The sequence below is a fragment of the Bacillus sp. SJ-10 genome (assembly GCF_002843505.1).
In the GTDB taxonomy this organism is placed as follows: domain Bacteria; phylum Bacillota; class Bacilli; order Bacillales; family Bacillaceae; genus Bacillus; species Bacillus velezensis.
Genome location: NZ_CP025258.1, coordinates 360,816 through 383,376 on the forward strand (window position 1 = coordinate 360,816; position 22,561 = coordinate 383,376).

The window sequence follows — 22,561 nt, forward strand, 5'->3', positions numbered from 1 at the left end:
ACTGCTTTTTTGTTTACTCTGCGAAATGCGGAGCGAGAATATCTTTCAGCACGTTTGCGCTGCGGCTGAATTGAGCCTGTTCTGTTTCATTCAGCTCAAGTTCCGTCACACCTGCGATGCCGTTCCGATTGACGACAGCCGGAACGCCGATAAAGACGTCGTTTACACCGTATTGGCCGTCCAGATATGTGCTGACGGTTAAAATGCTGTTTTCATTACGCAAAATCGCTTTTGTGATGCGGGCGAGGCTCATCGCCACTCCGTAATATGTCGCGCCTTTTTTCTCGATAATATGGTAGGCCGCGTTTTTCACATCGTCAACGATCTGATCCAGCTCGTCCTGTTTGTAAGCTGCATTTTTCTCCAGCAATTGCTGCACCGGCACTCCGCCGATATTGGCGTGACTCCATACAGGAAGCTCGGTATCGCCGTGCTCGCCGATAATGTGGGCGTGTACGTTTTGCGGAGCGGCTCCGAAGTATTCACTCAGCATATAACGGAATCGCGCAGAATCCAGTGTCGTGCCGCTGCCGATGACGCGTTCTTTCGGAAGCCCGCTGAATGTCCATGTCGCATAAGTGAGAATGTCGACCGGGTTTGTGGCAACGAGGAAGATGCCGTCAAATCCGCTTGCCATTACTTCACCGACAATGCTTTTAAAAATGGCGAGATTTTTTTCGACCAGCTCAAGTCTCGTTTCGCCCGGTTTTTGATTGGCCCCTGCACAGATGCACACGATATCGGCATCCTTGCAATCCTCATATGTGCCGTAAGACGTTTTGACCGGATGAGGCGCAAATGCCTTTCCGTGATTTAAATCCATGACATCTCCCATGGCTTTTTCTCTATTTACATCAATGATCACAAGCTCATCTGTGATCCCTTGGTTAATTAACGCAAATGCATAACTGCTTCCAACAAAACCTGCTCCGATTAATGCTACTTTGTTCACTCGTTCGTTCATCATGTATGCTCATCCTCCAGTGTTTCGTGGTGTCTGTTTTTATCTTGTGAAGTATTTCACATTTATATTGTGCAACACTTCACAAACTTTTGCAAGAGAAAAGTTTGATTTTTGGACAAAAAAATATCGATGATGGTTTCCAGATTGTTGACAACATCCTAAAACGGAACCGTTTTAGGATGTTGTCATCTTTTCAGCGTGATTGAAGACGCGCTGTCCCTTTCTCAGAAGCGAGGGTTTGTCGGCACGCTGATGTGATGATGGCCCTATCCATTAATGCGTAAGATAACCATTCAAACCAGAGTTGTTATACAAACCATTCTGCACATAATCAAAGCCGGGCTGGTTCTGTCCGGGCACTTGGGCGCTGCCATTGTTAAAAATCACTTTTGCGTCGGCCGTATCCGCATTCGCAGGCAGCGTCAGCGTGTAAATTCCATCTGCATTCTTAGTCATGGCTTTCCCCGGCCACGATCCGGTTAATTCTATGGCCCCACCTCCATCATGTTTATAGATATAAGCATTTACCTGGCCCCAATGATCCGGATTTTGATAGCCAATGATGTTGGTTTGAGACGGGTCTTTTTTGACAAACGTGTATTCTTGGGTTCTCGATGCACCCTCGCCGTTCGTTCCGGTTAACTTGACGTTGTATGTCGTGCCGATTGGATCTTCTTTCCCGATCGTTAATCGGTCTCCATCCTTAAATGCTGTCTCCTGCCCATTATTGATTTGGTAAACGGCTTTTGCTGTTTTCGCATTTGCACGCAGGGTGACCGTCAGCTGATCATTGAAAGAATGGACTGCCTCTGTTTGGTAATTCTCAAGAAAGACATGAGGCGCATTTCCAATATCATCAGGATAAAGAACAGCCGCGGATCTGGCATTGATCGTACCTGTCAGTTTGCCGTTCGCTACTTGAAATGAACCGGCGCCGGCCCTATTATCATACCTGCCGTCAGGTAATTTCGTTGAAGTATTGATGGTGACAGAAGATGATCCTGCATTTGCCAGCACAACGCCTTTTGAGCCGCGCTGATTCATAAATATTTGATTGTTCCCATTCGGATTTGAGAGTTCCTCAGGCTGCCCGGCCATTTCATTGTGAAATTGGTTGACCGCAGTGATCGCCTGATCTTTAAATAAGGCGCTCCCGCGATCTCCTATTTGACTTTTTCCGGGAAATCTTACACCATTTCCTCCGCCCTCAGGCCTGGAAAAGAAAAGAGGCGTGCTTCCTGAGCGCGAACCAATCACTGCCCAGCCTAAACGAATATCGTCATCACTCATCCATGTAGACTCTTCATCATCATTGGCATACGTATCATGTGATTCCACCCATGTGACTAACTTGTCCGCAGATACATCAGATGCATAATGGGAGATATTCGACACACTCAGATTACGGTTCTTTAAAGCGGATCTGATGGAATGCCCATAGTTAGAAGCCGTCACATTCATATAATTCGCATAAGCAGTATCTCTGGACGCGCTGTCTTGCAGGATTTCTCCGTATTGGAACTCCGCCGATGTATTTGTGATATTCGGCCAAAATTGGCTGCCGTAATTCCCATCATCCGGAAGCTCTATATGCTTGGCGGCATCATAGCGGAACCCGTCTGCTCCGTCATTCAATGCTCTTTCCAAGAAACCTTTCAGGTAGGCTTGCACCTCAGTATTCTGAGTATTCCAATCATACAGCCCAAGCAATGCATTTTGAGTGATGTCCCATCGGTCCGACCAATTTTTAATTTGTGTGTTTCCATGGGTCCAGTTTGGAATACGCTTAATCTCGTCAGAAATCGCGCCATAATCGCTGGTGGTATGATTGACAACCGCATCGACAATGACTTTTACGCCATATTTTTCCGCGGCTGCACACATGTCCTTAAATTCTTGTTCAGTGCCTAAGTAACGGTTGCCGATTTGGTACGATGTCGGCTGATAGAGCCAGTACCAGTTCGACATGCTTTTATCTCCTTGGTTCCCTTCCTTTACTTGGTTAATCGGAGACGTCTGAATGGCTGCATAACCCGCATCACGAATCTCTTTCATATTTTCTGTTAACGTATTGAATGACCAATTCCATGCATGAAGGATGGTCCCGTTTTTGACCGATGAATCGGTCACCTCATTCGATTTGTGTGCAGTTTCAGCGTTTGCAGCCGCCGGGCCTGACAAAACCAAATGAAACAGCAGTAAAAATCCGGCGAATAACGGCAGTAAAGAGGTTTTGAATCGTTTTTTAAACATTTTTGACACTCCTTATTTGATTTTTGAAGACTGACTGCGGAGTCAAAAATTCCTCTTACTCTTTCTTCAGCTTCCTCCTTTCAATTGTTGTGAAGACTGGAGAATTCTGTTAACGCTTACATTTGAACTTATCACACACTCTCTATCAAAGCAACGCGGCAGAGTGAATTCAAATCTTTATTCCTATCAAATAAAAAGACTTTTCTCTTATAAACAAAAAAAGAAACCACCATCAAGATGATTTCTTTTTTATTTCTTTTATCGCTCTTCTGTAAGACAGCTTCACAATGACATACCGAAGCAGAAACAGAATGCCTCCGCAGACGATAAAAAGAAAGATCATTTTCAGCCAAGCAAAGAATGTATGGGGAAACCCCCTGTCGTACATCGTAAGCGCCGCTGCCGCAAAAGTGACTGCAATTGAATCTATCCGCTGCTGCTTCACCCGCTTTTTCAGTTCTTCTTTGGTGTCTATTCTCGGCATGAGCATTCCCGACGCTCCCGCCCTGATACAATAATAAACAATTATAATGAAGAAAACCGCCAAGCTTCCGGCCCATTCCCTAAACGGACAGTTCAGAACAAGTCCGCGTACGATGATATCAAGCAAAGACAGTGTGCCCACAAGCATTCCGACTTCTGACCAAATCATTCGTTCTTTCTCTTTCACACTCTCACTCTTTCCATTCACGTTTGAAAGTCCGTTCCGACGCTGATTCATGACTTCCTCCCGTACTATTAAGAATGGCTTACAACTCCCATTATATCTTGCCGATTCATAATGATAAACCGAAATATCATTGACAAAAATGTTAATAAGGACCCCAATTGATCAGGACGCCTATGCAGATAAACACGAGGCCGATGACAAACCAAATCAGCGCCAGCGGAATCATGAAGCGAAGCCACTTTACGTACGGAATGCCGCTGGCAGCCAGTACGGCCATCAGCACGCCGGAAGTCGGATTGACACAGTTTACGACGCCTTCTCCGAGCATGACCGCTTCAACCGCGACCTGTCTCGTGATGCCCATCAGATCGGCAAGCGGCGCCAAGATCGGAATAAATACGACCGCCTCCCCTGAGCCCGATGAAATCAGAAAATGAAGCAGGGCGCTGGAAATATACATTCCGATTGCGCCTGCCATCGGGCTGAAACCGTGCAGCAGTGACGCAAGTCCATTGACTACCGTATCAAGCAGCTTTCCATGTTCCAGGATAACGGAAATGCTTCTCGCCATTCCGACGATCAGCGCACCATAAACGAGCCCCTGACAGCCTGTAATAAACGTTTTTGCGATATCATTTGCCGCCATTCCCGCAATCAGGCCGGACACGATTGAGATAAAAATGAACACAGCGGCCATCTCTGAATCAGACCAGCCAAGAGTAAGCGCGCCGTATAAAAAGCCGGCAAGCGACAAAGCCGCAACAGCCAGAATCAGTTTATGGCGGACAGTAAACGGGACATGCTTGTCCTCCGGCTCAGAAACCTGCGGGAGTGAACCTGCCGCCGGAAACCAATCGTTCCCCAGCAGACTGGCTTCCTTTGCTTTTCTGAGTTTTCTCGTATACCGATAAATATATAAAATAGATGATAGCAGAAAACAAATGTAGACGGCAATCCGCAGGCCGATGCCGGAAAACAGCGGCAGCTCCGCGATGCTTTGTGATAACCCGAGCGGTGAAGGTGATAAAATCGTCGCGTTAAACCCGGCATAACAGCCGATATAAATGACTGCCGCTCCGGCCACGGCGTCCCATTTCAGCGAACGGGCGACAATCAGGCCGATCGGAATAAAGCCGATCACGGAATTAACGACGATGCCGGTTGTACCGAGGATCGAAAATAGAGATCCGACAATCGCAATAAACAGCAGCTGTTTTGTGCGGAACGTACTGATGACATTATTGATCAATCCATTGATGGCGCCCGTTTTCTCCAAAATCGCAATGGTGCCGCCTGTAAACAGGATTAAAAAAATAATCGGCGCGGAACTTGTCATCCCTTCCTGAATCGCGGTAAAAAAAGCGATCGGGCTGACCGGAGACTGGTTCAAAGAATGATAGCTTCCCGGGACGGCGGACGTCACACTGCCCTTTGTCACCCTGTCAAATTCCCCCGCGGGAACGATGTACGATGCTATCGCGCATAGTAAAGCGGCAATGAACAGCAGCACATAAGCATCAGGCATCACAAACAATTTCTTCTTTTTCAATACAGGTTCGGCCTTGGGAACAGCCATACCATCACCATCCCGCTTTAAATTTATAAACTATTCAGAAAATACAGATATGTGTGCTATATTATATACAGACCGATTGCCTGTTTTCAATATCAAAAATAAAAAACAGACAGCTTTTGAAGGAGGACTTACGGCATGAACAGACTCACAGAGCATGAAAAGCAAGTCATTATGGATATTTTTGACCACCTGCACGCCAATCCCGAAGTAAGCTGGAAAGAATATCAAACAACTGAATATCTGACTGAAAAACTGAAAGCGGCCGGCTGCCGGACCCGCACGTTTGATGATTGTACCGGTGTTGTCGGCGAAATCGGAGAAGGCTCGCCCGTTGTGGCTGTCCGGGCGGATATTGACGCGCTGTGGCAGGAAGTGGACGGTGTCTTTCAGGCGAACCATTCATGCGGACATGATTCACATATGACGATGGCGCTCGGCACGATGATGCTTTTAAAAAGTCAGCCGCAGCTTCCGAAGGGCACCATCCGCTTTATTTTTCAGCCGGCGGAAGAAAAAGGCGGCGGAGCGCTGAAAATGATTGAAAAAGGCGTACTGGGTGATGTTGACTTCCTATACGGCGTGCACGTGCGCCCCGTACAGGAAACGGCAAACGGCCGATGCGCACCGTCCATTCTGCATGGCTCAAGCCAGCATATTGACGGCCTGATTATCGGAGAAGAAGCCCACGGCGCGAGACCGCATCTCGGCCTTAACAGTATCGAAATCGCCGCTCTTCTCGTCCAAAAACTCAGCTTCATTCATCTTGATCCCGGCATCCCGCATTCCGTGAAGATGACAAAGCTTCAGGCAGGCGGAGAGAGTTCCAATATCATCCCGGGAAAAGCATCGTTCAGCCTTGATCTCCGCGCACAGACCAATGCCGCCATGGAGAAATTAACCGCCGAAACCGAAAGAGCCTGCGAAGCGGCTGCTGCCGCATTCGGCGCAAAAATTGAACTGCAAAAAGAACACAGCCTCCCGGCAGCCGAGCGAAACAAGGAGGCGGAAGCCATCATGGCATCTGCGATAAGCGGCATTCTCGGAGAAGAACATGTGGATGAACCTCTTGTGACAACCGGTGGAGAGGATTTTCATTTTTACGGGTTAAAGGTGCCGAACTTGAAAACGACGATGCTCGGCCTGGGATGCGGTCTGGAGCCGGGACTTCACCATCCGCATATGACATTTGACCGAAGCGCCATCTTTACTGGCGTTGAGATATTAACGGCCGCCGTCCTCAAATCGTTTGAAGCTTAAAAAAAAGCAGCCCGTTACAGGGCTGCTTTTCTTCATTACTTCTTCAAATCTTCAATTGAATTGACGTTTTTCATATACTGAGGAACGACCAGACCCATCTTGACGCCTGTCAGACTCGTTCCTACATCTTCATATTTGCCTTTATATTTAGACGCATATGCCTTATGGGTATTCGGAAGCCAAGCAGACAATGACGCATCCGCGCTGCCTGTCGCAATCGCAGTCCACATCGGTCCTGCCTCCACTTGCGTCAGCTTCACGTCATAGCCGAGGTCTTGAAATACTTTTCCGACCACGTTCGTACTTGCGATTTCACTGTCCCACGCCACATAAGCCAGGTTGATTTTATCCCCTTTGACTTTATGAGCGCCTTTTGTCCATTGAGCTACTTGATCTTTGTGTTTTTTCACATATTCAGCAGCGGCTTTGGCCGGCTTTTCGCCTTCCTCAACGGCAATCATGACTTCTCCCATATCGTCCTGCGTCCATTTGAACTGGCTGAGAACTTTGGCCGCGTTAGGCTGTTCCTTACTGAAGCCGGTTCTTGTAATCGTATGAATCTGCTCGGCAGTTCCGTACGTTTTTTTCGGATCATCAAGGAACTTCAGCTTGTATCTGGAGAACATCCAGTGCGGCGTCCAGCCCGTTACGATGATCGGCTTTTTCCGGTCATATGATTTCTTCAATGTCGCCGTCATGGCAGCACTTGACGCCGTGACGACATTCCAGTCTTTCAATCCGTAATCGTTCACGGCCTCATCCGTCAGGGCCATGATCCCCGATCCCGGATCAATACCGATAATGGTTTTGTTCACCTGGTCCGCAGCCGTTGCCTTACCATCAGTCTGCGAACCGCAGGCAGCCAAAGAAAGAGCCAGCGCAGCGGTAACGCCGACACCGATGATTTTCTTAAGCATCAGGCATTCCCCCTGCTCTTCTTCTTCACTTTAATGTTTTGCGTGATACGGTCGAGTGTAATCGCTACGATGACGATCGCGATACCCGCTTCCACTCCGACACCGGTTTTCAACTGTGTCACGGCGCTGTATACTTCAGAACCGAGACCCGGCGCACCGACCATGGCCGCGATAACGACCATTGATAAAGCAAGCATGATGCTTTGGTTAATACCGGCAAGAATCGTTTTTGTGGCAAGCGGAAGCTGCACCTTGAACAGACGCTGAGACGTCGTTGAACCGAATGCTTCCGTCGCTTCGATCAAATCAGCCGGAACTTGTTTAATACCGAGAACCGTCATGCGGATCGTCGGAGGCATTGCGAAAATAACAGATGCCACGACGCCTGGCACAACCCCGATATTAAAGAAGAAAATCGCAGGCAGCAGATATACGAAAGCCGGCATGGTCTGCATTAAATCCAGAATCGGTGTGACAATGCGGCGGACCGTTTCTTTCTGAGACGCCCATATGCCGATCGGAACCCCGATAATAATGGAAATCAAAACAGATGTGACGACAAGCGCCAACGTTTGCAGCATCGGCGACCAATAACCCAAATAATCAATAACAAGGAATCCGATTAACGTAAAGAGTGCAATTCCTCTCGTACTGATCCACCAAGCGAGAGCTGCAAAAATAACAGTCAATAAAATAGACGGGATGAAACCCAAACCGCTCACAATCGCGTTTACGAAAGCGGCCAAACCGTTTGAGATTCCGTCAAAGAAACCTCCGAACGTCATGGTAAGCCAGTCAACAAACCGGTCAACGATATCTGCTAACGGAATTCTAGGCAATCTGTCCATTTACTTCACCCCCTGAACAGAAGAATCCTGAGCTTGTTCAGCAGAATCTTCAACATTTATATAATCGTTATTTCCTGAAAGCGCGCCGATTAATGCGCCTTTCACGACAATGCCTTTCATGCGGTCCTTATCGTCCGTGACGGCGATCGGAATATTCGCATCAGACACGACATCGAAAATTTCCGTCAAGTACGTGCTTTCGTGCACAGTCGTAAATTCAGTATTTAAAATATCCTGAAGCGATAAGTCGGATTCCACCGCTTTTTTCGCATCCGCCGCGTGAATGACGCCGAGAAGCTGTTTCTGTTTATCAACGGCGTAAATAGAAGAAATACCGAGATTCTTCATGAGCTGCAGCGCTACACGAGGCCCTTTGTCAATCCGCACGGTTTCAGCGCGCTTCATGATGTGGCCCGCTGTCAGAACTTTGGATAAATCAACGTCCTCAACGAATTTCTCAACGTATTCATTGGACGGGCTCATCAGAATTTCTTCAGGCGTCCCGATCTGAACGATGTTACCGTCTTTCATCAGCACGATTCTGTCGCCGATGCGCAATGCTTCATCAAGATCATGCGTGATGAAGATGATCGTCTTGCCGACAGAGTCATGAAGGTCTAAAAGCTCATCCTGCATGTCTTTGCGGATCAGCGGATCAAGCGCACTGAAAGCTTCATCCATCAGAAGAATGTCAGGATCATTCGTCAATGCGCGGGCAAGTCCGACACGCTGCTGCATTCCTCCGCTGAGCTGATCAGGAAATTGGTGTTCAAAGCCTTCAAGACCGACAAGTTTAAGCGAATCAAGCGCTTTTTGCTCACGCTCTTTTTTGTCGACGCCTTGAAGCTCCAGGCCGTATTCCGTATTTTCAAGAATTGTTCTGTGCGGAAACAGCGCAAATTTTTGAAAGACCATGCTGATTTTTTTCCGGCGCACTTCCCGGAGCTGGTCTTTTGACATATTTGTTATCATGTCACCATCAATATAAATATTCCCGGCAGTCGGTTCAATAAGCCGGTTTAACAGCCGAACTAAAGTTGATTTACCGCTCCCCGATAGACCCATGATGACAAATATCTCCCCATCATATACATCAAAGTTTGCTTGATTGACACCAACGGTTGATCCGGTCGCTTTCAGGATCTCTTTTTTGTTTTTTCCGCTGGACAGCATCTGAATGGCTTTTTTTGTCTGTTTTCCGAAAACCTTAGATACATTTTCGACTTTTATCTTAATTGGTTTCTCATCCAAATTCATATTTTCCCTCCATAATAAGCAATCTTTAATACCGTAACACGTTTGTAATAAGTCAAACAAACATCATAATCCCTTTTATTTTGTATCATTACTTTAAAAACATCCCTGTGTCTTATTTTCCTCTGGTATGCTTCTAAATACTCTCTAATCCTCCTTATTGAGGATAAATTATAAAGGAAACCGGGCTTTTATCAGGCTTGAGAACGTTTCCATCGAATGTGCTGCAAACTGATTTCCTATCCTTTTTTTACAAATACAAGAATTTTTTTGCGACATTGTCCCGGAAAAAGAAGTTTTCCCCTCCTAAAAATAAGGGATATTAAGGAAAAATATAGGTCTGCCAACAGACAGCTCACTAAAAAAAGCACCTCAAAAGGGTGCTCATTGCGCAAGCTCTGTCTGTTTCGTTTCTTTTCCGAGAATAATAATGGTGATGACAGCAACCAGGATGGCCGCACAAAAGACGGCGAAAATTGCTGTAAACGAAACGTTCCGGGCTGCAAGCGATCCGACGAGAAGCGGACCGAAAATGCCGCCGATTCTGCCGACAGCCGCCGTTGTGCCGGAACCGGTCGCACGGATCGCCGCAGGATACTGCTCCGGTGTATAGGCGTAAAGCACGCCCCATGCGCCGAGATTGAAGAAGGACAGCAGCATGCCCGCTGTGAGCAGCATGGCCAATGAATCCGCGGCACCGAAGAAATAAGCGCTGCCCGCCGTTCCGAGCAAATAGATGACTAAGATGGTCTTCCGCCCCGCTTTTTCGATCAGCCACGCCGCAGAGAAATATCCGGGAAGCTGAGCAAGTGTCATCAGAAGGACGTATTCGAAGCTCTCAATCATGCTGTAGCCTTTCATCAGCATCACGCTCGGCAGCCATAAAAACATGCCGTAATATGAAAAGACAACGCAGAACCAAACGACAGACAGCAGCACCGTCGGCCGGATATACGGTTTCGTCCAGACACTTCCCGCCTGCCCGCGTATGCTTTTTTTCTGCGGCAATGCCTGATGCGCCGGTGATTCCGGAAGGCTTTTCCGCAAGTACAGCGCATAAAACGCGGCCAGCGCCGTTAAGAGCAGCGCGGCCTGCCAGCCGAATGACGGTATGACAAAGTAGGAAATCACCGCCGCAAGAAGCCAGCCCGCGGCCCAAAAGCTCTCAAGCAGCACGATGATCCGTCCCCGCTTTTCGGGAGCGGACGCTTCTGACACGAGCGTCGAGGCGACAGGCAGTTCCCCGCCAAGCCCCATTCCGATCAGAAAACGCAATATGAGAAAAACCGTCAATCCCGTTGCGAAAGCGGATATGCCGCTTCCGACAGAAAAGAATAACAGCGTGATCATAAACACTTTTTTCCGGCCGATCCTGTCGGCCAGCATTCCGAATACAAAGGCGCCCGCTGCCATACCGATGGAATTGACGCTTCCGATCCATTTCATTTGATCGGGTGTTAAATTCCAATCAGTGTGAAGCGCGGCGATAATAAACGATAAAATTCCGACATCCATCGCATCAAACAGCCAGCCCATTCCGGCAATCGCCAGAAGTTTTCGCGGAGTGACGGCAGGTTGTTTGTTCATAAGCAGCACCTCAAATCGAAAATGATTACCGTATAAGTTTACACCTGTCTTTACACATTGTCATTATCTTTTTTCGCAAAAAAATCCCGCTTGCCGTAAGCAAGCGGGGTGTGTGTTAATTCTTTAAGACTGCGTTTTTAATATTATCCTGAAGCTGTTGAATCCGTTTCGCGCCGTCTTCTCTGATACGTCTGTTCTCTTCTTCGATCTGTTTCGTTTCCTGCATACCGCTGACAATCGTGTTCCAAGACGTTTCAATCGTCTCAATGTCAATGCTCGGACGGCCTGCCATACGGGCAATCTCCACGCTTTGGTTTGAAATATTTTCAGCGTTGCGCTTCAGCATTTCATTCGTGCGGCGGTCAAGCTCGCTCATTGAATCAGCCACAAGCTTTTGCCGTTTGACTGTGACAGCCTGAATGATGCCGTTTTTGAAAATCGGAATCGTAATGACGAAAGCGGAATTGATTTTCCCGATGAGCTTCGTATTTCCGCGCTGAAGGAGGCGGATCTGCGGCGCCGTTTGCAGCGCCACCATCCGCGCCATATCTAAATCATAGACACGTTCCTCAAGCGCCTGAAGCCCGTCACGAAGCGTATCGAGCTGCATTTGCGCAAGCTGGTTTCCGCCTGCCGCTTTTTCTTCATAAGAAGGAATGAGCGCCTGCATTTCCTCAAGCTTCATCTGCCCGGCAACGACATACTTTTCAAGCTCCATGTAGTAGTTAATGTTGTTTTCATACATCTCTTCTAGCGTATGGTTCGTCTTTGCCATTTCATCTTTGTATTTTGAAATTTCGACGTGGATTTTTTCAATTTCTCCGCCCAGGGTGCGGTACTTTTGAAAAATCTTTTCAATCATGCTGTTGCCGCGTTTGAACATTTTAGCGAGAAATCCTTTTGGTTCATCGAAATCATTTTTGTCGAAACGGTCCATGATTTTTCCGAGCTGCGTCAGCATTGTGCCTGAATCCGTGACACTTGTTGTTTTCATCATATTTAAGATGCGGTCGGAGAACTTCGAGATTTCAACTGCCGGTTCTTTTCCGTACTCCAGCAGCTCCATTTGGTTTTTCACATCAATCTGCTGCGAAATACGCTGCACCTCAGGGTCTTGGCGCAGCTGCACCCTGATGTCATCTGCTTTTTGTTCAGAAATCTCTTCATTTTTATCAAGAACAAGCGGATTTTGATTTTCTGTCATGTTTATTTACTCTCCCTGCTTTTGCGTAATGGTTCTAAACAGCTTTCTTACGAGTGACGGCTCCTTATATTCCTGCCGAAACACCATGTCCTCCAGCCAATGGACATCAAATTGGCTTTCTTCAATATAATGCTCAATGTCCTGATGGCCCGGCGGATTATACAAGATGATATCGACGCCGAATTTATTTAAAAACAACAGAGCGGCGGCGTCAGAACGTGTGAGTTCGCCATTTTGTTCCGTATGATATAAAACGAGTTTCGGAACGGTTTGGGCGTAATCAAACGTCTGAATCAATTGCAGCAGCGAAGCGGGCAGGTTCGTCGCCTGGCGGAACAAATAGATTGCGGCATCCCTTGCCTGCTCGCCGGGCAAAGCCTTCAGCCCTGGGTTTCTGCACATGTCAGAAATCACATTGGCGATGGCGTTCTGCACGCCTGACGGGAGGTGCTTGTACTGCCAGATGTTGCTTCTTTTAAGCCTTTCCGCGTTAATCGCTCCTTCTTCGTTCAAAACCTGACTGTAGTGATACTGGTAGTTGGCTTTCAGCTCTTCCGTAAACGGAAAACTGCGGATCATATGTGTCTCCTGATAGTCCGCGGCGGTATGGAGTCTGTTCCAATATTCTTTCGTATCTTTGGAAACCCCCATCACTTTCGCAAAAAGGTTCGGAACGGCCACCCGCTCCCTGTCCGCTTTAAATTGCGGCCGGATAAACGCCCGCTCCTTCGCAATGAGAAATAACTCATCATACGTCGTTTTTAATGTCACGGACTGCGGGGTATGATCCCTGAACTGCCAAGGCTTATACATCATAGATTCCTCATGGTTCAGCACATGCTCAATTTCTTTCGTTGACCGGTAGGCCGTCGTGGACGTTCTGTCCGGCTTTTCTTTCGGGAATGGCTCAAGGCCGCCTGTTGCGGGGAGCTTTATCACAAAGCTGAGTTCCTCATCCGGATCAATCAAGCTGAACGGATCTTCCGCAGCCGGATGAAACAATAGGACGTCACAGCCGATCAGCATGAGATAATAGAGAAAATAGAGCTGGCTTTTGGCAGCGTCTCCATACCACACCACCTTCGGCATCTCACGCTCTATATCGGCTTGTTCGAGCCATGGATTCAGGTGGTTCAGCGAAAACTTTGACACATCCAAGAGCACACGCCGGAAATCGGGATGATTCAGCCCGTTTTCATGCCGATCCGCAAAGGTTTCCAAAAGCGTCATAAACGCGGTTCTCAGCCGGCGGTGCATAAGCGGATCAGCATGTTTGGCAAGCAGCCTGCCCCCATCGAGAAACGCGACAAATCTGGAAACCGAAAGCCCTTTCTCTTTTTGATTGACCGAATGGATGTGCTGGAGCGCCTGAAACGTTTCAGGCGCGATTGTCTTATCCAGCGTCTCGCTTAACACATGGATGTTTTCATGAGAAGACAGCTCGAAAAGCTTATTGTAATACTCCGTCTCATCATAAGGAGTGCCCAAAATCCGGACGGCAAGCCGGGTAAACGCCAGCCCGTTTTCCCGCTCGTAACCGGGACGTTCCGGCAGCGGCCGCATCAGAAACGTTTCCCAGTCATCGTTTTCCGGCTCGGCCTTTCGGATCACCAATTCTTCCTGCCTCATCATCTTCCTCCTTTCTCTTCATGATTATCGGTACAAAAAAGGAAGGAAATGAACTCTCCCTCCTTTTTTGTTTTATTCTTCTTTAGATGCAGCCGTTTGCTCCTGAACCTGCTTTTGTTTGTTGAAATAGTGGATAATAAACGTTACCACAAACGCAGCGATGATGATTCCGAAGAACACAACGTGCGGCATTTCATAATCAAAGGCGCTCGCCGCCATTTTCACGGCGATAATCCCGATCAGCACGAAAGCCGTGTTTTCAAGCTCAGGGATTTTATCAATTAAAACAAGGAATACTTTTGCGACTGTACGCATCATGAGAATGCCGAGCATACCGCCGATCAAGAGCACCCACACTTTTTCCGATACCGCAAACGCGGCCAGAATGCTGTCAACAGAGAAGGCCAGATCCATTAACTCAACTGAAACGACAGTGGCCCAGAAAATTCCGAACGTACGGACCATCCATGAATTTTTCTTCATGCCTTCCGTATCGTCATCACCTTCTCCGATCCAGAAATGCTTAATGACGAGCCAAGCCAGGTACAGCGCGCCAAGCACTTTGATCCACCAGAACTTAATGAGCAGCATTCCGATCCCGATAAAGATAAAACGGAAAATATATGCCCCGAACAATCCGTATGTTAATGCTTTCTTCCGCTGTTTTTCAGGCAGATGCCTTACCATAACCGCAAGCACTAACGCATTGTCGGCCGACAGCAGCCCTTCCAGCAGAACCAAGGAACCGATCAGCCCCCATGATACAGGGTCAGTCAGCACCTCACCCCACATTTTCCAATCAAAAAAGGAAGCGTAGGTCGACATAATATGATGTAGAAAATCCAAGTTTTTTCCTCCTATTTAGTAAAACGGTAATTTCCTGCTTACACCTGCAAGCCGTAATTCCGGCAAAGTGATGCCAGACCGCCGGAAAACCCGCTGCCGATGGCGTTAAACTTCCACTCAGCCCCATGGCGGTAAAGCTCACAAACGACAACCGCCGTTTCAATCGAGAAGTCTTCCCCTAAATCGAAACGAAGCAGTTCATTCTGGCTGTTTTCATCGACGACGCGCACGAACGCGTTAGACACTTGTCCGAAATTTTGGCCGCGCGCTTCCGCATCATGAATCGTGACGGTGATGCCGATCTTTTCAATATTTGCGGGTATTTTTGAGAAGTCGACGATAATTTGTTCATCGTCTCCCTCGCCCTCGCCCGTCCGGTTGTCTCCCGTATGGATGACGCCCCCGCTCGGGTGTTCCAGGTTATTGTAGAAAACAAAATCAAGATCATTTACACAGTTGTCATGGGCATCGACAAGAAAAGCCGACGCGTCAAGGTCAAAGTCATGCCCTCCGGAGTACTTGTTCGTATCCCAGCCTAAGCCGATCACCGCTTTTGTAAGACCGGGGTTCGTTTTTGTCAGATCAACACGCTGTCCTTTCGCCAATTGAATAGCCATGTGCTGTCTCTCCCTTCTGTGTTTGATATGGTTCAGCCGATTTGCAGGCCGTAATCTGTCGCAATACGGGCCAGTCCGCCTTGGTAGCCTGAGCCGATCGCGGAAAATTTCCATTCGCCGTTATGTCTGTAAAGCTCCCCTGCGATAATGGCTGTTTCAATTGAGAAATCTTCAGCCAGATCATAACGGATCAGCTCTTCATTTGTTTCTTCATTGACAATGCGCACGAACGCGTTGGAAACTTGTCCGAAGTTTTGGCCGCGCGCTTCCGCTTCATGAATCGTGATGACGAATGAAATTTTGTCAATAGCGGCAGGCACCGCGCTCAGGTTGACCCTTACGCTTTCGTCATCGCCTTCGCCCTGGCCTGTCAGGTTGTCGCCTGAATGTGCGACAGAGCCGTTTCCGCCTTCAAGCTGATTATAGAAAATGAAATCATCGGGCGACGCGCATCTTCCTGCTTCATTTAATAGAAAGACGCTGGAATCTAAATCAAAGTCATGTCCGCCGTCGTATTTGTTTGTATCCCAGCCAAGGCCGACAACGACTTTAGAAAGACCCGGATTTGTTTTAGTCAAATCTACTTTTTGTCCTTTTGCCAATGAAATTGCCATGAGTGCACTCTCCTTTTTATCGTTTAGGCGTATCGGTTAACGATATCGCCGATTTTTGTATCGTTTGTGCCTTCTCCTACTGCGGCGAATTTCCACTCGCCGTCCTGGCGGTAGATTTCAGCCGCGATCAGGCTCGTTCTGCCTGAATAGTTATCTCTTAAATTGTAAGTCACCAGTTCTTCGCGATTAGCCTGATCAACAACGCGGATGAACGCGTTTTGAATCAGGCCGAAGTCCTGTTTTCGTCTGACGCAGTCGTAAATATTGACGACAAACACAAGTTTATTAATCTGAGCGGGCACTTTCGCTAAATCGATGAGAATTTGTTCATCATCGCCGTCGCCTTCACCCGTCAGGTTGTCACCCGTATGTACGACACCGCCGCACCGGCTTTTCAGATTGCCGAAATAGATGACGTTTTTGCTGTCTGTCATTTTATCATTTTCAAGCATCAGTACGGAAGCGTCACAGTCGATATTGGCACCGCCTCCGCCGAACAGCTTTCCGAAAAAGCCCCCGGATGATACAGGGTCCCAGCCGAGTCCGACCAGCAGTTTTGACAGGCCGGCTTTTCCTTTTGTTAAATCAATCCGCTGTCCTTTTTGTAAAGAGATCGCCATATGATTCACTCCTATTCTGTAAGGGTGCCGCTAAGCACGCCGCAAGTGCGCATTTTTACTAAATTCCAGGACAAGAATCCCGGTGTTTATTAAGATATACGTCTTTTATTATATCAAAGTTTCATAAAACATAAGAATTTTTGGCGAAAAACGGCGAAAAATCACTTCCTATATTCTCCTTCGTTCCGGAGAGAATAGAGAAAACAAAGAAATTGACGGGGACTGAACATTTTTCCTATCCTTGTATCAATACATGTCAGGAAAGGGGCAGACGAGTGATTGATTTAAGCATACTTGATCAGGCGCCCGTATCCAAAGGAAACGGGCCGCACGAGACGCTCCGCCGTTCAGCGGAGCTCGCCCGCCTCAGTGAAGGATGGGGCTATAAGCGGTACTGGTTTGCCGAGCATCACGGCACAAGAGGGCTCGCAAGCGTTTCGCCGGAAATTATGATCGCTCATACCGCCGCAGCCACAACGTCCATCCGTGTCGGATCAGGCGGCGTGCTGCTGCCGCAGTACAGCCCCTATAAAGTCGCGGAAACTTTCCGTCAGCTTGAGGCGCTGCATCCGAACCGGATTGACCTCGGGGTCGGACGCTCACCGGGCGGCACAACGAAAATCCGGCTCGCCCTCACAGACGGGGTAAAGAAAAGCATGACCGAATTCAACAGGCAGCTTGAGGATTTATCATCCTTTCTGACAGATTCGATTCCCTCGAACCATGCTTATGCAGGAATAAAAACAGCGCCTTTGATTGAAACAGCTCCGCAGCTTTGGGTGCTCGGACTCGGGGAAAACAGCGCCAGACGCGCCGCTCTTCAAGGTGCGGGCTATGTCTTCGGCCATTTCATTAATCCGGAACGCGGGGAAAAAGCTTTTCAGATCTATCGGGACCATTTCCGGGCCTCCGCCCATTTTTCCGCTCCCGCCTCGCTCTGTGCCATTTTCGTCATATGCGCGGCTACGGATGAGAAAGCGGAAGAACTCGCCTTAAGCCAGGATTTATGGCTTCTTCGTGTCGGAAAAGGCGCCGACAGCCGCGTGCCGAGTGTGGAAGAAGCGAAGGCTTATCCGTATTCGCCGGAGGATCGTAAACAGATAGAAGAAAACAGGAAGCGGATGGTGGTCGGCTCTCCTGCCGCAGTGAAACGCCGTCTGCTTGAACTTTCCGAGCGGTATCAGACAAAAGAGATAATGGTGCTGTGCAACGTCTTTGATTTCGAAGCAAAAAAAGAGTCATATGAGCGTCTTGCTGATATATTTCTGTAAAAAAAGCCGTCAAACGGAGCAGCAGATGAGACTGCTGCACCGCTTAACGGCGGTTTTTTCGTTCTTTTCCTTTTTTAAACGCATTCCAAATCCCCTGCAGCGTAAACCCGAGCAGAAGCAGAATGATTAACAGTAAAGTGATTGACGGCCCCGGAGGCGTTCCGAGCTGGTACGAAGACGTCAGCCCCATGAACACACTGAAAAGAGAAATAATAATGGCCGCCGCAAACACCCATTTAAACCCTTTGGCAATACGGATTGCAAAAGCCGCGGGCAGTACGAGGAGCGCGGAAACGAGCAGCACGCCGATAATCGGAATAATGACCGAAATCGCCAGCCCCGTCACGATGCTGAATGACATTGACAGGAGGTTTGTGTTAATGCCTGATGTCTTAGCCGTCGCCTCGTCAAAGGTAAGCAGGTAGAGCGGTCTGTTTAGTATAATAAAATAAAGCAGAATCAGCAGGGTAATGCCTCCGATAATATAGACCTGCTGCTGGCTGACCGTGACAAGCGATCCAAATAAATATTGATCGATGCTCATCGACGCGCCGCCTTTTGACAGGCTGATCAGAAACATCGCAAACGACAGCCCGGCCGCCATTAAGATTGCGATAGATACCTCTGAATATGTACGGTACGCCCGCCGCATGTATTCAATGCCGATCGCTCCGATCGTGACGACAACGATGCTCGCCGCCGTAATATTGGTACTGAGAAAAAAACCGATGGCCACGCCCGACAATGAAATATGAGACAGCGTATCCGCCATCAGCGCCTGTCTTCTCAGCACGAGATATACGCCTAATATCGGCGCCATAATTCCGATCATGCTTCCCGCTAGAAAAGCTCGTCGCATGAATTCCAAGTCAAACATTTCCATCCGCCTTTTTCCCCCCTCTCAAGCCGTATGACTTTATCCAGATACTGCTGTACTTCGTTTTGTTCGTGTGTCACCATGACGACGGTGCGGTTGTGATTTTTCACCTGATGGTGCATAAATTCGTAGAAACCCTGTCTGCTTTCATAATCAACCGCGGTTGTCGGCTCATCAAGCATCAGCAGATCCGGATTGCTTGCAAGCATTCTCGCAATGCAGATTTTCTGCTTCTGTCCGCCGGATAAATCGCCGATTTTCCGGTGGCGGAAATCCCACATTTCCACCATCTTCAACGCGTTTTCCACCTCGTGGTGATCCGTTTCGTTCAATCGTTTAAACCATTTTCCTTTCGTATAACGGCCTGATTGCACAAGCTCCAGAACTGTGCTTGGGAATCCTGCGTTAAATGAAGAAATCTGCTGCGGAACATAGCCGATTGTCAGGCGTTTTCCGGCAGCGTTTTTTTTACTGATCTCGGCCGTTCCTTCCCAAGGTCTGAGCATGCCAAGCATGACTTTCATGAGCGTCGATTTTGACGCGCCGTTCGGTCCTGTAATGCCGACGAATTCGCCGCTTTTGATTTCCAGCGACACGCCGTCAAGCACCGGTGTATGCGAATAACCAAAAACGATATCTTGTAATGTAACGAGATTCATGCTGACCTTCCTTTCCCGCATAGAAATAGTGTGCACCCCGCGGCGCACACTATGTTATTTAACCAATAGCGAATCTTTCAGTGCATCAAGGTTTTTCTCCATAATGTCGATATAACCGATGCCTTTATCCCGTTCTTTTTGGCTTAAACCTTCCAGTGTATTGAGCACTTCCGTTTTCGCGCCGATTTCACCGGCAAGTGTATCTGCAACTTTAGGCGATGCAACTTCTTCAAAGTAGATGATCTTCACATCATGCTTTTTGGCAAACGTTTTGAGATCCGCCAGTTTGGCCGCACTTGGCTCTTCTTCAGGAGAAAGGCCTGCAATCGCGACTTGTTTTAAGCCGTATTCTTTGGCGAGATAGCTGAATGCCGCGTGCTGTGTGATCAATTCTTTTTTCGCCGCTTTATTTAATGTTGTACGGTATAGTTTATCAAGATCCTGCAGTTTTGCAATATATTCTTTACTATTTTTCTCATAGTATGCTTTATTCTTCGGGTCCTGTTTTACGATCTGCGCCGTAATGGTTTTGACCTCTTTTTGCGCAAGAACCGGGCTGAGCCACACGTGAGGGTCCATGCTGTGGCTGTGGTCATGACCGCCGTGTCCATGTTCCTCTTCCTCTTCATCCGAACCTTCGAGTAAGTCAATTCCTTTTGACGCCTTTACAAACTTCGCATGATCAGAGCTCATGCTTTTTTCCGCTGAAGGAACCCATGTCTCCATATATTCGCTGTTGTATACGAAAAGATCGGCGTTTTGAATGCCGGCGATATCCTTCGGCGTCGGCTCCCAATCATGGGGTTCGACCGAAGACGGGATGAGAATGTCTACATCGCCTTTGTCTTTGACAATTTGTTTCGTGAATTCATACATAGGATAAAAGGTCGTCACGACGTGCAGTTTGCCGCTTTTCGAAGAACCTGACGAACCTTTTGAAGATGAATTGCCGCAGCCCGCCGCGATTAAAAAGCATGCCGCAATGACAATGATTCCGCTCCATTTTTTAAACAAGCCGTTTCCCCCTGTTCTGTAAATCAGAATGATGACGATTTCCAAAGCGTACTTTCTCGTTCATTTGTTACCTATACCATAATAAAACGAAGTAATTACGTTTTGCAAGATATTTTTTTCTAAATTGATATCCGATTTACCTAAAAAGCCCCCGCCATGTATGGACGGGGGCGTCGTATCACATATCAGGCAAGCAGATAAACTCTTGTTTCGTATGGGCGGAATGTGATGCGGGATTCCGTGCCGCCGTCATTTTCATAGTTGCTGAGAAGCAGCTCGGCCCTTTCAGGTTCGGAGCCGTCCGGCCAATAAAAGGCGGCTTCTTCTTTCGATACGTTGCTGATGGACATGAGTTTTTGTCCGTTTGCCTGTCTTTCATATACAAACAGCTGCGGGTCATCAGGAAGCAGCAGCGTGTAGCTGCCTTTTATGATATCAGCATACTGTTTTCTCAGGCGGATCAGTTTTTTGTAAAAGTTCAATATAGAATCGGGATCATCCTGAGCCTCGGCCGCATTGACGGTTTTGTAATTGGGATTGACCTTCAGCCACGGTTCGCCCTCCGTAAATCCGGCATTCTTGCTGCCGTCCCACTGCATCGGTGTACGGGCATGGTCCCGGCTTTTCGCCATAATGGACGCCATGACTTCTTCTCTGTTGCGGCCCATTTCAAATACCCTTTTATGATACATATTGACGGTCTGAATATCTTGATAATCCTCTATTCTGTCAAACGGAGCGTTTGTCATGCCGATTTCTTCTCCCTGGTAAATGTACGGCGTGCCTTTCATGAAATAAAGCAGGGCGGCAAGCATTTTGGCGGATGCTTTGCGGTATGTGCTTTCGTCTCCGAAACGGGATACGATCCGGGGCTGGTCATGATTGCACCAATACAGCGTATTCCAGCCTTGATGTTCCAGTTTTTCCTGCCAGTCTGTGAGCACTTTCTTTAAATCGGACAGCTCAAGCGGTTTTACATCCCAATGCTCTTGGCCCGGCTTTTGATCAAGCTCCATATGCTGAAAATGAAAAATCATATTCAGTTCATGCTCATCGGTTCCCGTGTAGACGAGCCCTTCCTCAGGCGTCACTGATCCGGCCTCGCCGACTGACATCACGTCATATTTGGAAAATACCTCTTTCGTCATTTCTTTTAAGTAATCATGTATCCGTGCCCCGTTTGGCCGGAAAGGCTTCGGATCGGCCCGGCGGGCGATGTAATCTTCATATGGCGGCAAATATTCTTTTTTTGACAGAAGATGAAGCTGGTCTATTCGCAATCCGTCCACGCCTTTATCGAGCCAAAATCTCATCATCTCGTATACTGATTGCCGAACCTCGGGATTTTCCCAATTCAGATCGGCTTGTTTGACGGCGTTCATATGCAGGTAATATTCGCCCGTATGTTCTTCGTACTGCCAGACGGATTGTCCGTAATCCGACACCCAATCGGTCGGCGGGCCGTCCGCGGTGCCCGGCCGCCAAATATAATAATCGCGGTATTTGCTGTCCGGATTCATTTCCGCCTCTTTGAACCAAGGATGCTCCGTGGATGTATGATTTAAGACGAAGTCCATCACAAGCTTTAATCCGCGGCTGCGGCATTCTGTAAGCAGATTGTGAAAGTCCTCCATCGTTCCGTAGGATTCCATAATCGCTTGATGATCCGTCACATCGTAGCCGTTATCAACGTTTGGCGACGGGTAAATCGGGCAGATCCATATCACATCAGCGCCAAGTTCTTTTATATAATCGAGACGCGCGATAATCCCCCGCAGGTCGCCTATGCCGTCGCCGTTCGTATCTTGAAAGCTTCGCGGATAGATTTGATAGACAACGGCGTCTTTCCACCAGTCACTTGCCATCTTGCGGCCCTCCTGTTTT

At 48.0% G+C, this 22,561-nt stretch carries 20 protein-coding genes; 2 read left to right on the forward strand and 18 right to left on the reverse strand.

Translation table 11 applies throughout. From position 1 onward, the window contains the following. Positions 1 to 13: 13 nt before the first annotated feature. The 4 genes from CXL14_RS01800 to CXL14_RS01815 form a co-directional block, all read right to left on the reverse strand. Entirely contained in the window at positions 14 to 967 is a 954-nt protein-coding gene (locus CXL14_RS01800; RefSeq protein ID WP_014416851.1) for an L-lactate dehydrogenase, read from the reverse strand. Between the two features lie 270 nt (positions 968 to 1,237). Further along, positions 1,238 to 3,217, reverse strand: a complete 1,980-nt coding sequence (amyE, locus tag CXL14_RS01805; protein ID WP_014416850.1) for an alpha-amylase — start codon at positions 3,215 to 3,217, stop codon at positions 1,238 to 1,240. A gap of 232 nt (positions 3,218 to 3,449) precedes the next feature. Continuing rightward, positions 3,450 to 3,938: a DUF6773 family protein gene (locus tag CXL14_RS01810; RefSeq protein ID WP_014416849.1), complete on the reverse strand. Its 489-nt coding sequence runs from the start codon at positions 3,936 to 3,938 to the stop codon at positions 3,450 to 3,452. A 91-nt stretch (positions 3,939 to 4,029) separates the two neighbouring features. Beyond that, positions 4,030 to 5,463 carry a YfcC family protein gene (locus tag CXL14_RS01815; protein ID WP_014416848.1) on the reverse strand — a complete coding sequence of 478 codons (1,434 nt, stop codon included), beginning with the start codon at positions 5,461 to 5,463 and terminating at the stop codon, positions 4,030 to 4,032. A 135-nt stretch (positions 5,464 to 5,598) separates the two neighbouring features. Between CXL14_RS01815 and CXL14_RS01820 the strand changes: the two genes are divergently transcribed. Continuing rightward, positions 5,599 to 6,720, forward strand: a complete 1,122-nt coding sequence (locus CXL14_RS01820; RefSeq protein WP_014416847.1) for a M20 peptidase aminoacylase family protein — start codon at positions 5,599 to 5,601, stop codon at positions 6,718 to 6,720. A 35-nt stretch (positions 6,721 to 6,755) separates the two neighbouring features. Here CXL14_RS01820 and CXL14_RS01825 read toward each other — a convergent pair whose 3' ends face one another. The 10 genes from CXL14_RS01825 to CXL14_RS01870 all read right to left on the reverse strand — a co-directional run bounded on the left by CXL14_RS01825 (position 6,756) and on the right by CXL14_RS01870 (position 16,856). Beyond that, entirely contained in the window at positions 6,756 to 7,637 is an 882-nt protein-coding gene (locus CXL14_RS01825; RefSeq protein ID WP_014416846.1) for a glycine betaine ABC transporter substrate-binding protein, read from the reverse strand. Beyond that, on the reverse strand, positions 7,637 to 8,485 hold the full coding sequence (gene opuAB, locus CXL14_RS01830; protein ID WP_003156639.1) for a glycine/proline betaine ABC transporter permease subunit OpuAB: 849 nt from the start codon (positions 8,483 to 8,485) through the stop codon (positions 7,637 to 7,639). The genes CXL14_RS01825 and opuAB overlap by 1 nt, the downstream gene beginning before the upstream one ends. After that, entirely contained in the window at positions 8,486 to 9,742 is a 1,257-nt protein-coding gene (gene opuAA, locus CXL14_RS01835; RefSeq protein WP_003156640.1) for a glycine/proline betaine ABC transporter ATP-binding protein OpuAA, read from the reverse strand. Positions 9,743 to 10,123: 381 nt separating this feature from the next. After that, positions 10,124 to 11,326 carry an MFS transporter gene (locus CXL14_RS01840; protein ID WP_014416845.1) on the reverse strand — a complete coding sequence of 401 codons (1,203 nt, stop codon included), beginning with the start codon at positions 11,324 to 11,326 and terminating at the stop codon, positions 10,124 to 10,126. A gap of 115 nt (positions 11,327 to 11,441) precedes the next feature. Continuing rightward, on the reverse strand, positions 11,442 to 12,530 hold the full coding sequence (locus CXL14_RS01845; protein WP_007609246.1) for a toxic anion resistance protein: 1,089 nt from the start codon (positions 12,528 to 12,530) through the stop codon (positions 11,442 to 11,444). 6 nt (positions 12,531 to 12,536) lie between these two features. After that, positions 12,537 to 14,159, reverse strand: a complete 1,623-nt coding sequence (locus tag CXL14_RS01850) for a YceG family protein (RefSeq protein WP_014416844.1) — start codon at positions 14,157 to 14,159, stop codon at positions 12,537 to 12,539. Positions 14,160 to 14,231: 72 nt separating this feature from the next. Beyond that, entirely contained in the window at positions 14,232 to 15,005 is a 774-nt protein-coding gene (locus CXL14_RS01855) for a TerC family protein (RefSeq protein WP_003156644.1), read from the reverse strand. A 38-nt stretch (positions 15,006 to 15,043) separates the two neighbouring features. Continuing rightward, positions 15,044 to 15,622: a TerD family protein gene (locus CXL14_RS01860; RefSeq protein WP_003156645.1), complete on the reverse strand. Its 579-nt coding sequence runs from the start codon at positions 15,620 to 15,622 to the stop codon at positions 15,044 to 15,046. A 32-nt stretch (positions 15,623 to 15,654) separates the two neighbouring features. Then, the gene (locus CXL14_RS01865; protein ID WP_003156648.1) at positions 15,655 to 16,236 is read right to left on the reverse strand and encodes a TerD family protein; all 582 of its coding nucleotides are present in this window, start codon (positions 16,234 to 16,236) and stop codon (positions 15,655 to 15,657) included. A 23-nt stretch (positions 16,237 to 16,259) separates the two neighbouring features. Further along, on the reverse strand, positions 16,260 to 16,856 hold the full coding sequence (locus CXL14_RS01870) for a TerD family protein (protein ID WP_014416843.1): 597 nt from the start codon (positions 16,854 to 16,856) through the stop codon (positions 16,260 to 16,262). 275 nt (positions 16,857 to 17,131) lie between these two features. Here CXL14_RS01870 and CXL14_RS01875 point away from each other — a divergent pair, with 275 nt between their 5' ends. Continuing rightward, the gene (locus tag CXL14_RS01875) at positions 17,132 to 18,127 is read left to right on the forward strand and encodes an LLM class flavin-dependent oxidoreductase (protein WP_014416842.1); all 996 of its coding nucleotides are present in this window, start codon (positions 17,132 to 17,134) and stop codon (positions 18,125 to 18,127) included. A gap of 43 nt (positions 18,128 to 18,170) precedes the next feature. Here CXL14_RS01875 and CXL14_RS01880 read toward each other — a convergent pair whose 3' ends face one another. The 4 genes from CXL14_RS01880 to CXL14_RS01895 all read right to left on the reverse strand — a co-directional run bounded on the left by CXL14_RS01880 (position 18,171) and on the right by CXL14_RS01895 (position 22,542). After that, positions 18,171 to 19,010, reverse strand: a complete 840-nt coding sequence (locus tag CXL14_RS01880; RefSeq protein ID WP_007409044.1) for a metal ABC transporter permease — start codon at positions 19,008 to 19,010, stop codon at positions 18,171 to 18,173. Then, positions 18,968 to 19,663: a metal ABC transporter ATP-binding protein gene (locus CXL14_RS01885; protein ID WP_003156655.1), complete on the reverse strand. Its 696-nt coding sequence runs from the start codon at positions 19,661 to 19,663 to the stop codon at positions 18,968 to 18,970. Before CXL14_RS01885 ends, CXL14_RS01880 begins: the two co-directional genes overlap by 43 nt. Before the next feature lie 54 nt (positions 19,664 to 19,717). Next, on the reverse strand, positions 19,718 to 20,677 hold the full coding sequence (locus tag CXL14_RS01890; RefSeq protein ID WP_029973931.1) for a metal ABC transporter substrate-binding protein: 960 nt from the start codon (positions 20,675 to 20,677) through the stop codon (positions 19,718 to 19,720). Positions 20,678 to 20,862: 185 nt separating this feature from the next. Continuing rightward, positions 20,863 to 22,542, reverse strand: a complete 1,680-nt coding sequence (locus tag CXL14_RS01895) for a glycoside hydrolase family 13 protein (RefSeq protein WP_088056335.1) — start codon at positions 22,540 to 22,542, stop codon at positions 20,863 to 20,865. Positions 22,543 to 22,561 lie beyond the last annotated feature (19 nt).

Excerpts from the sequence above, each read along its gene's own strand:
- CXL14_RS01800 (WP_014416851.1), bottom strand. The coding sequence starts at position 967 with ATGATGAACGAACGAGTGAACAAAGTAGCATTAATCGGAGCAGGTTTT.
- amyE (WP_014416850.1), bottom strand. The coding sequence starts at position 3,217 with ATGTTTAAAAAACGATTCAAAACCTCTTTACTGCCGTTATTCGCCGGA.
- CXL14_RS01810 (WP_014416849.1), bottom strand. The coding sequence starts at position 3,938 with ATGAATCAGCGTCGGAACGGACTTTCAAACGTGAATGGAAAGAGTGAG.
- CXL14_RS01815 (WP_014416848.1), bottom strand. The coding sequence starts at position 5,463 with ATGGCTGTTCCCAAGGCCGAACCTGTATTGAAAAAGAAGAAATTGTTT.
- CXL14_RS01820 (WP_014416847.1), top strand. The coding sequence starts at position 5,599 with ATGAACAGACTCACAGAGCATGAAAAGCAAGTCATTATGGATATTTTT.
- CXL14_RS01825 (WP_014416846.1), bottom strand. The coding sequence starts at position 7,637 with ATGCTTAAGAAAATCATCGGTGTCGGCGTTACCGCTGCGCTGGCTCTT.
- opuAB (WP_003156639.1), bottom strand. The coding sequence starts at position 8,485 with ATGGACAGATTGCCTAGAATTCCGTTAGCAGATATCGTTGACCGGTTT.
- opuAA (WP_003156640.1), bottom strand. The coding sequence starts at position 9,742 with ATGAATTTGGATGAGAAACCAATTAAGATAAAAGTCGAAAATGTATCT.
- CXL14_RS01840 (WP_014416845.1), bottom strand. The coding sequence starts at position 11,326 with ATGAACAAACAACCTGCCGTCACTCCGCGAAAACTTCTGGCGATTGCC.
- CXL14_RS01845 (WP_007609246.1), bottom strand. The coding sequence starts at position 12,530 with ATGACAGAAAATCAAAATCCGCTTGTTCTTGATAAAAATGAAGAGATT.
- CXL14_RS01850 (WP_014416844.1), bottom strand. The coding sequence starts at position 14,159 with ATGAGGCAGGAAGAATTGGTGATCCGAAAGGCCGAGCCGGAAAACGAT.
- CXL14_RS01860 (WP_003156645.1), bottom strand. The coding sequence starts at position 15,622 with ATGGCTATTCAATTGGCGAAAGGACAGCGTGTTGATCTGACAAAAACG.
- CXL14_RS01865 (WP_003156648.1), bottom strand. The coding sequence starts at position 16,236 with ATGGCAATTTCATTGGCAAAAGGACAAAAAGTAGATTTGACTAAAACA.
- CXL14_RS01870 (WP_014416843.1), bottom strand. The coding sequence starts at position 16,856 with ATGGCGATCTCTTTACAAAAAGGACAGCGGATTGATTTAACAAAAGGA.
- CXL14_RS01880 (WP_007409044.1), bottom strand. The coding sequence starts at position 19,010 with ATGGAAATGTTTGACTTGGAATTCATGCGACGAGCTTTTCTAGCGGGA.
- CXL14_RS01885 (WP_003156655.1), bottom strand. The coding sequence starts at position 19,663 with ATGAATCTCGTTACATTACAAGATATCGTTTTTGGTTATTCGCATACA.
- CXL14_RS01895 (WP_088056335.1), bottom strand. The coding sequence starts at position 22,542 with ATGGCAAGTGACTGGTGGAAAGACGCCGTTGTCTATCAAATCTATCCG.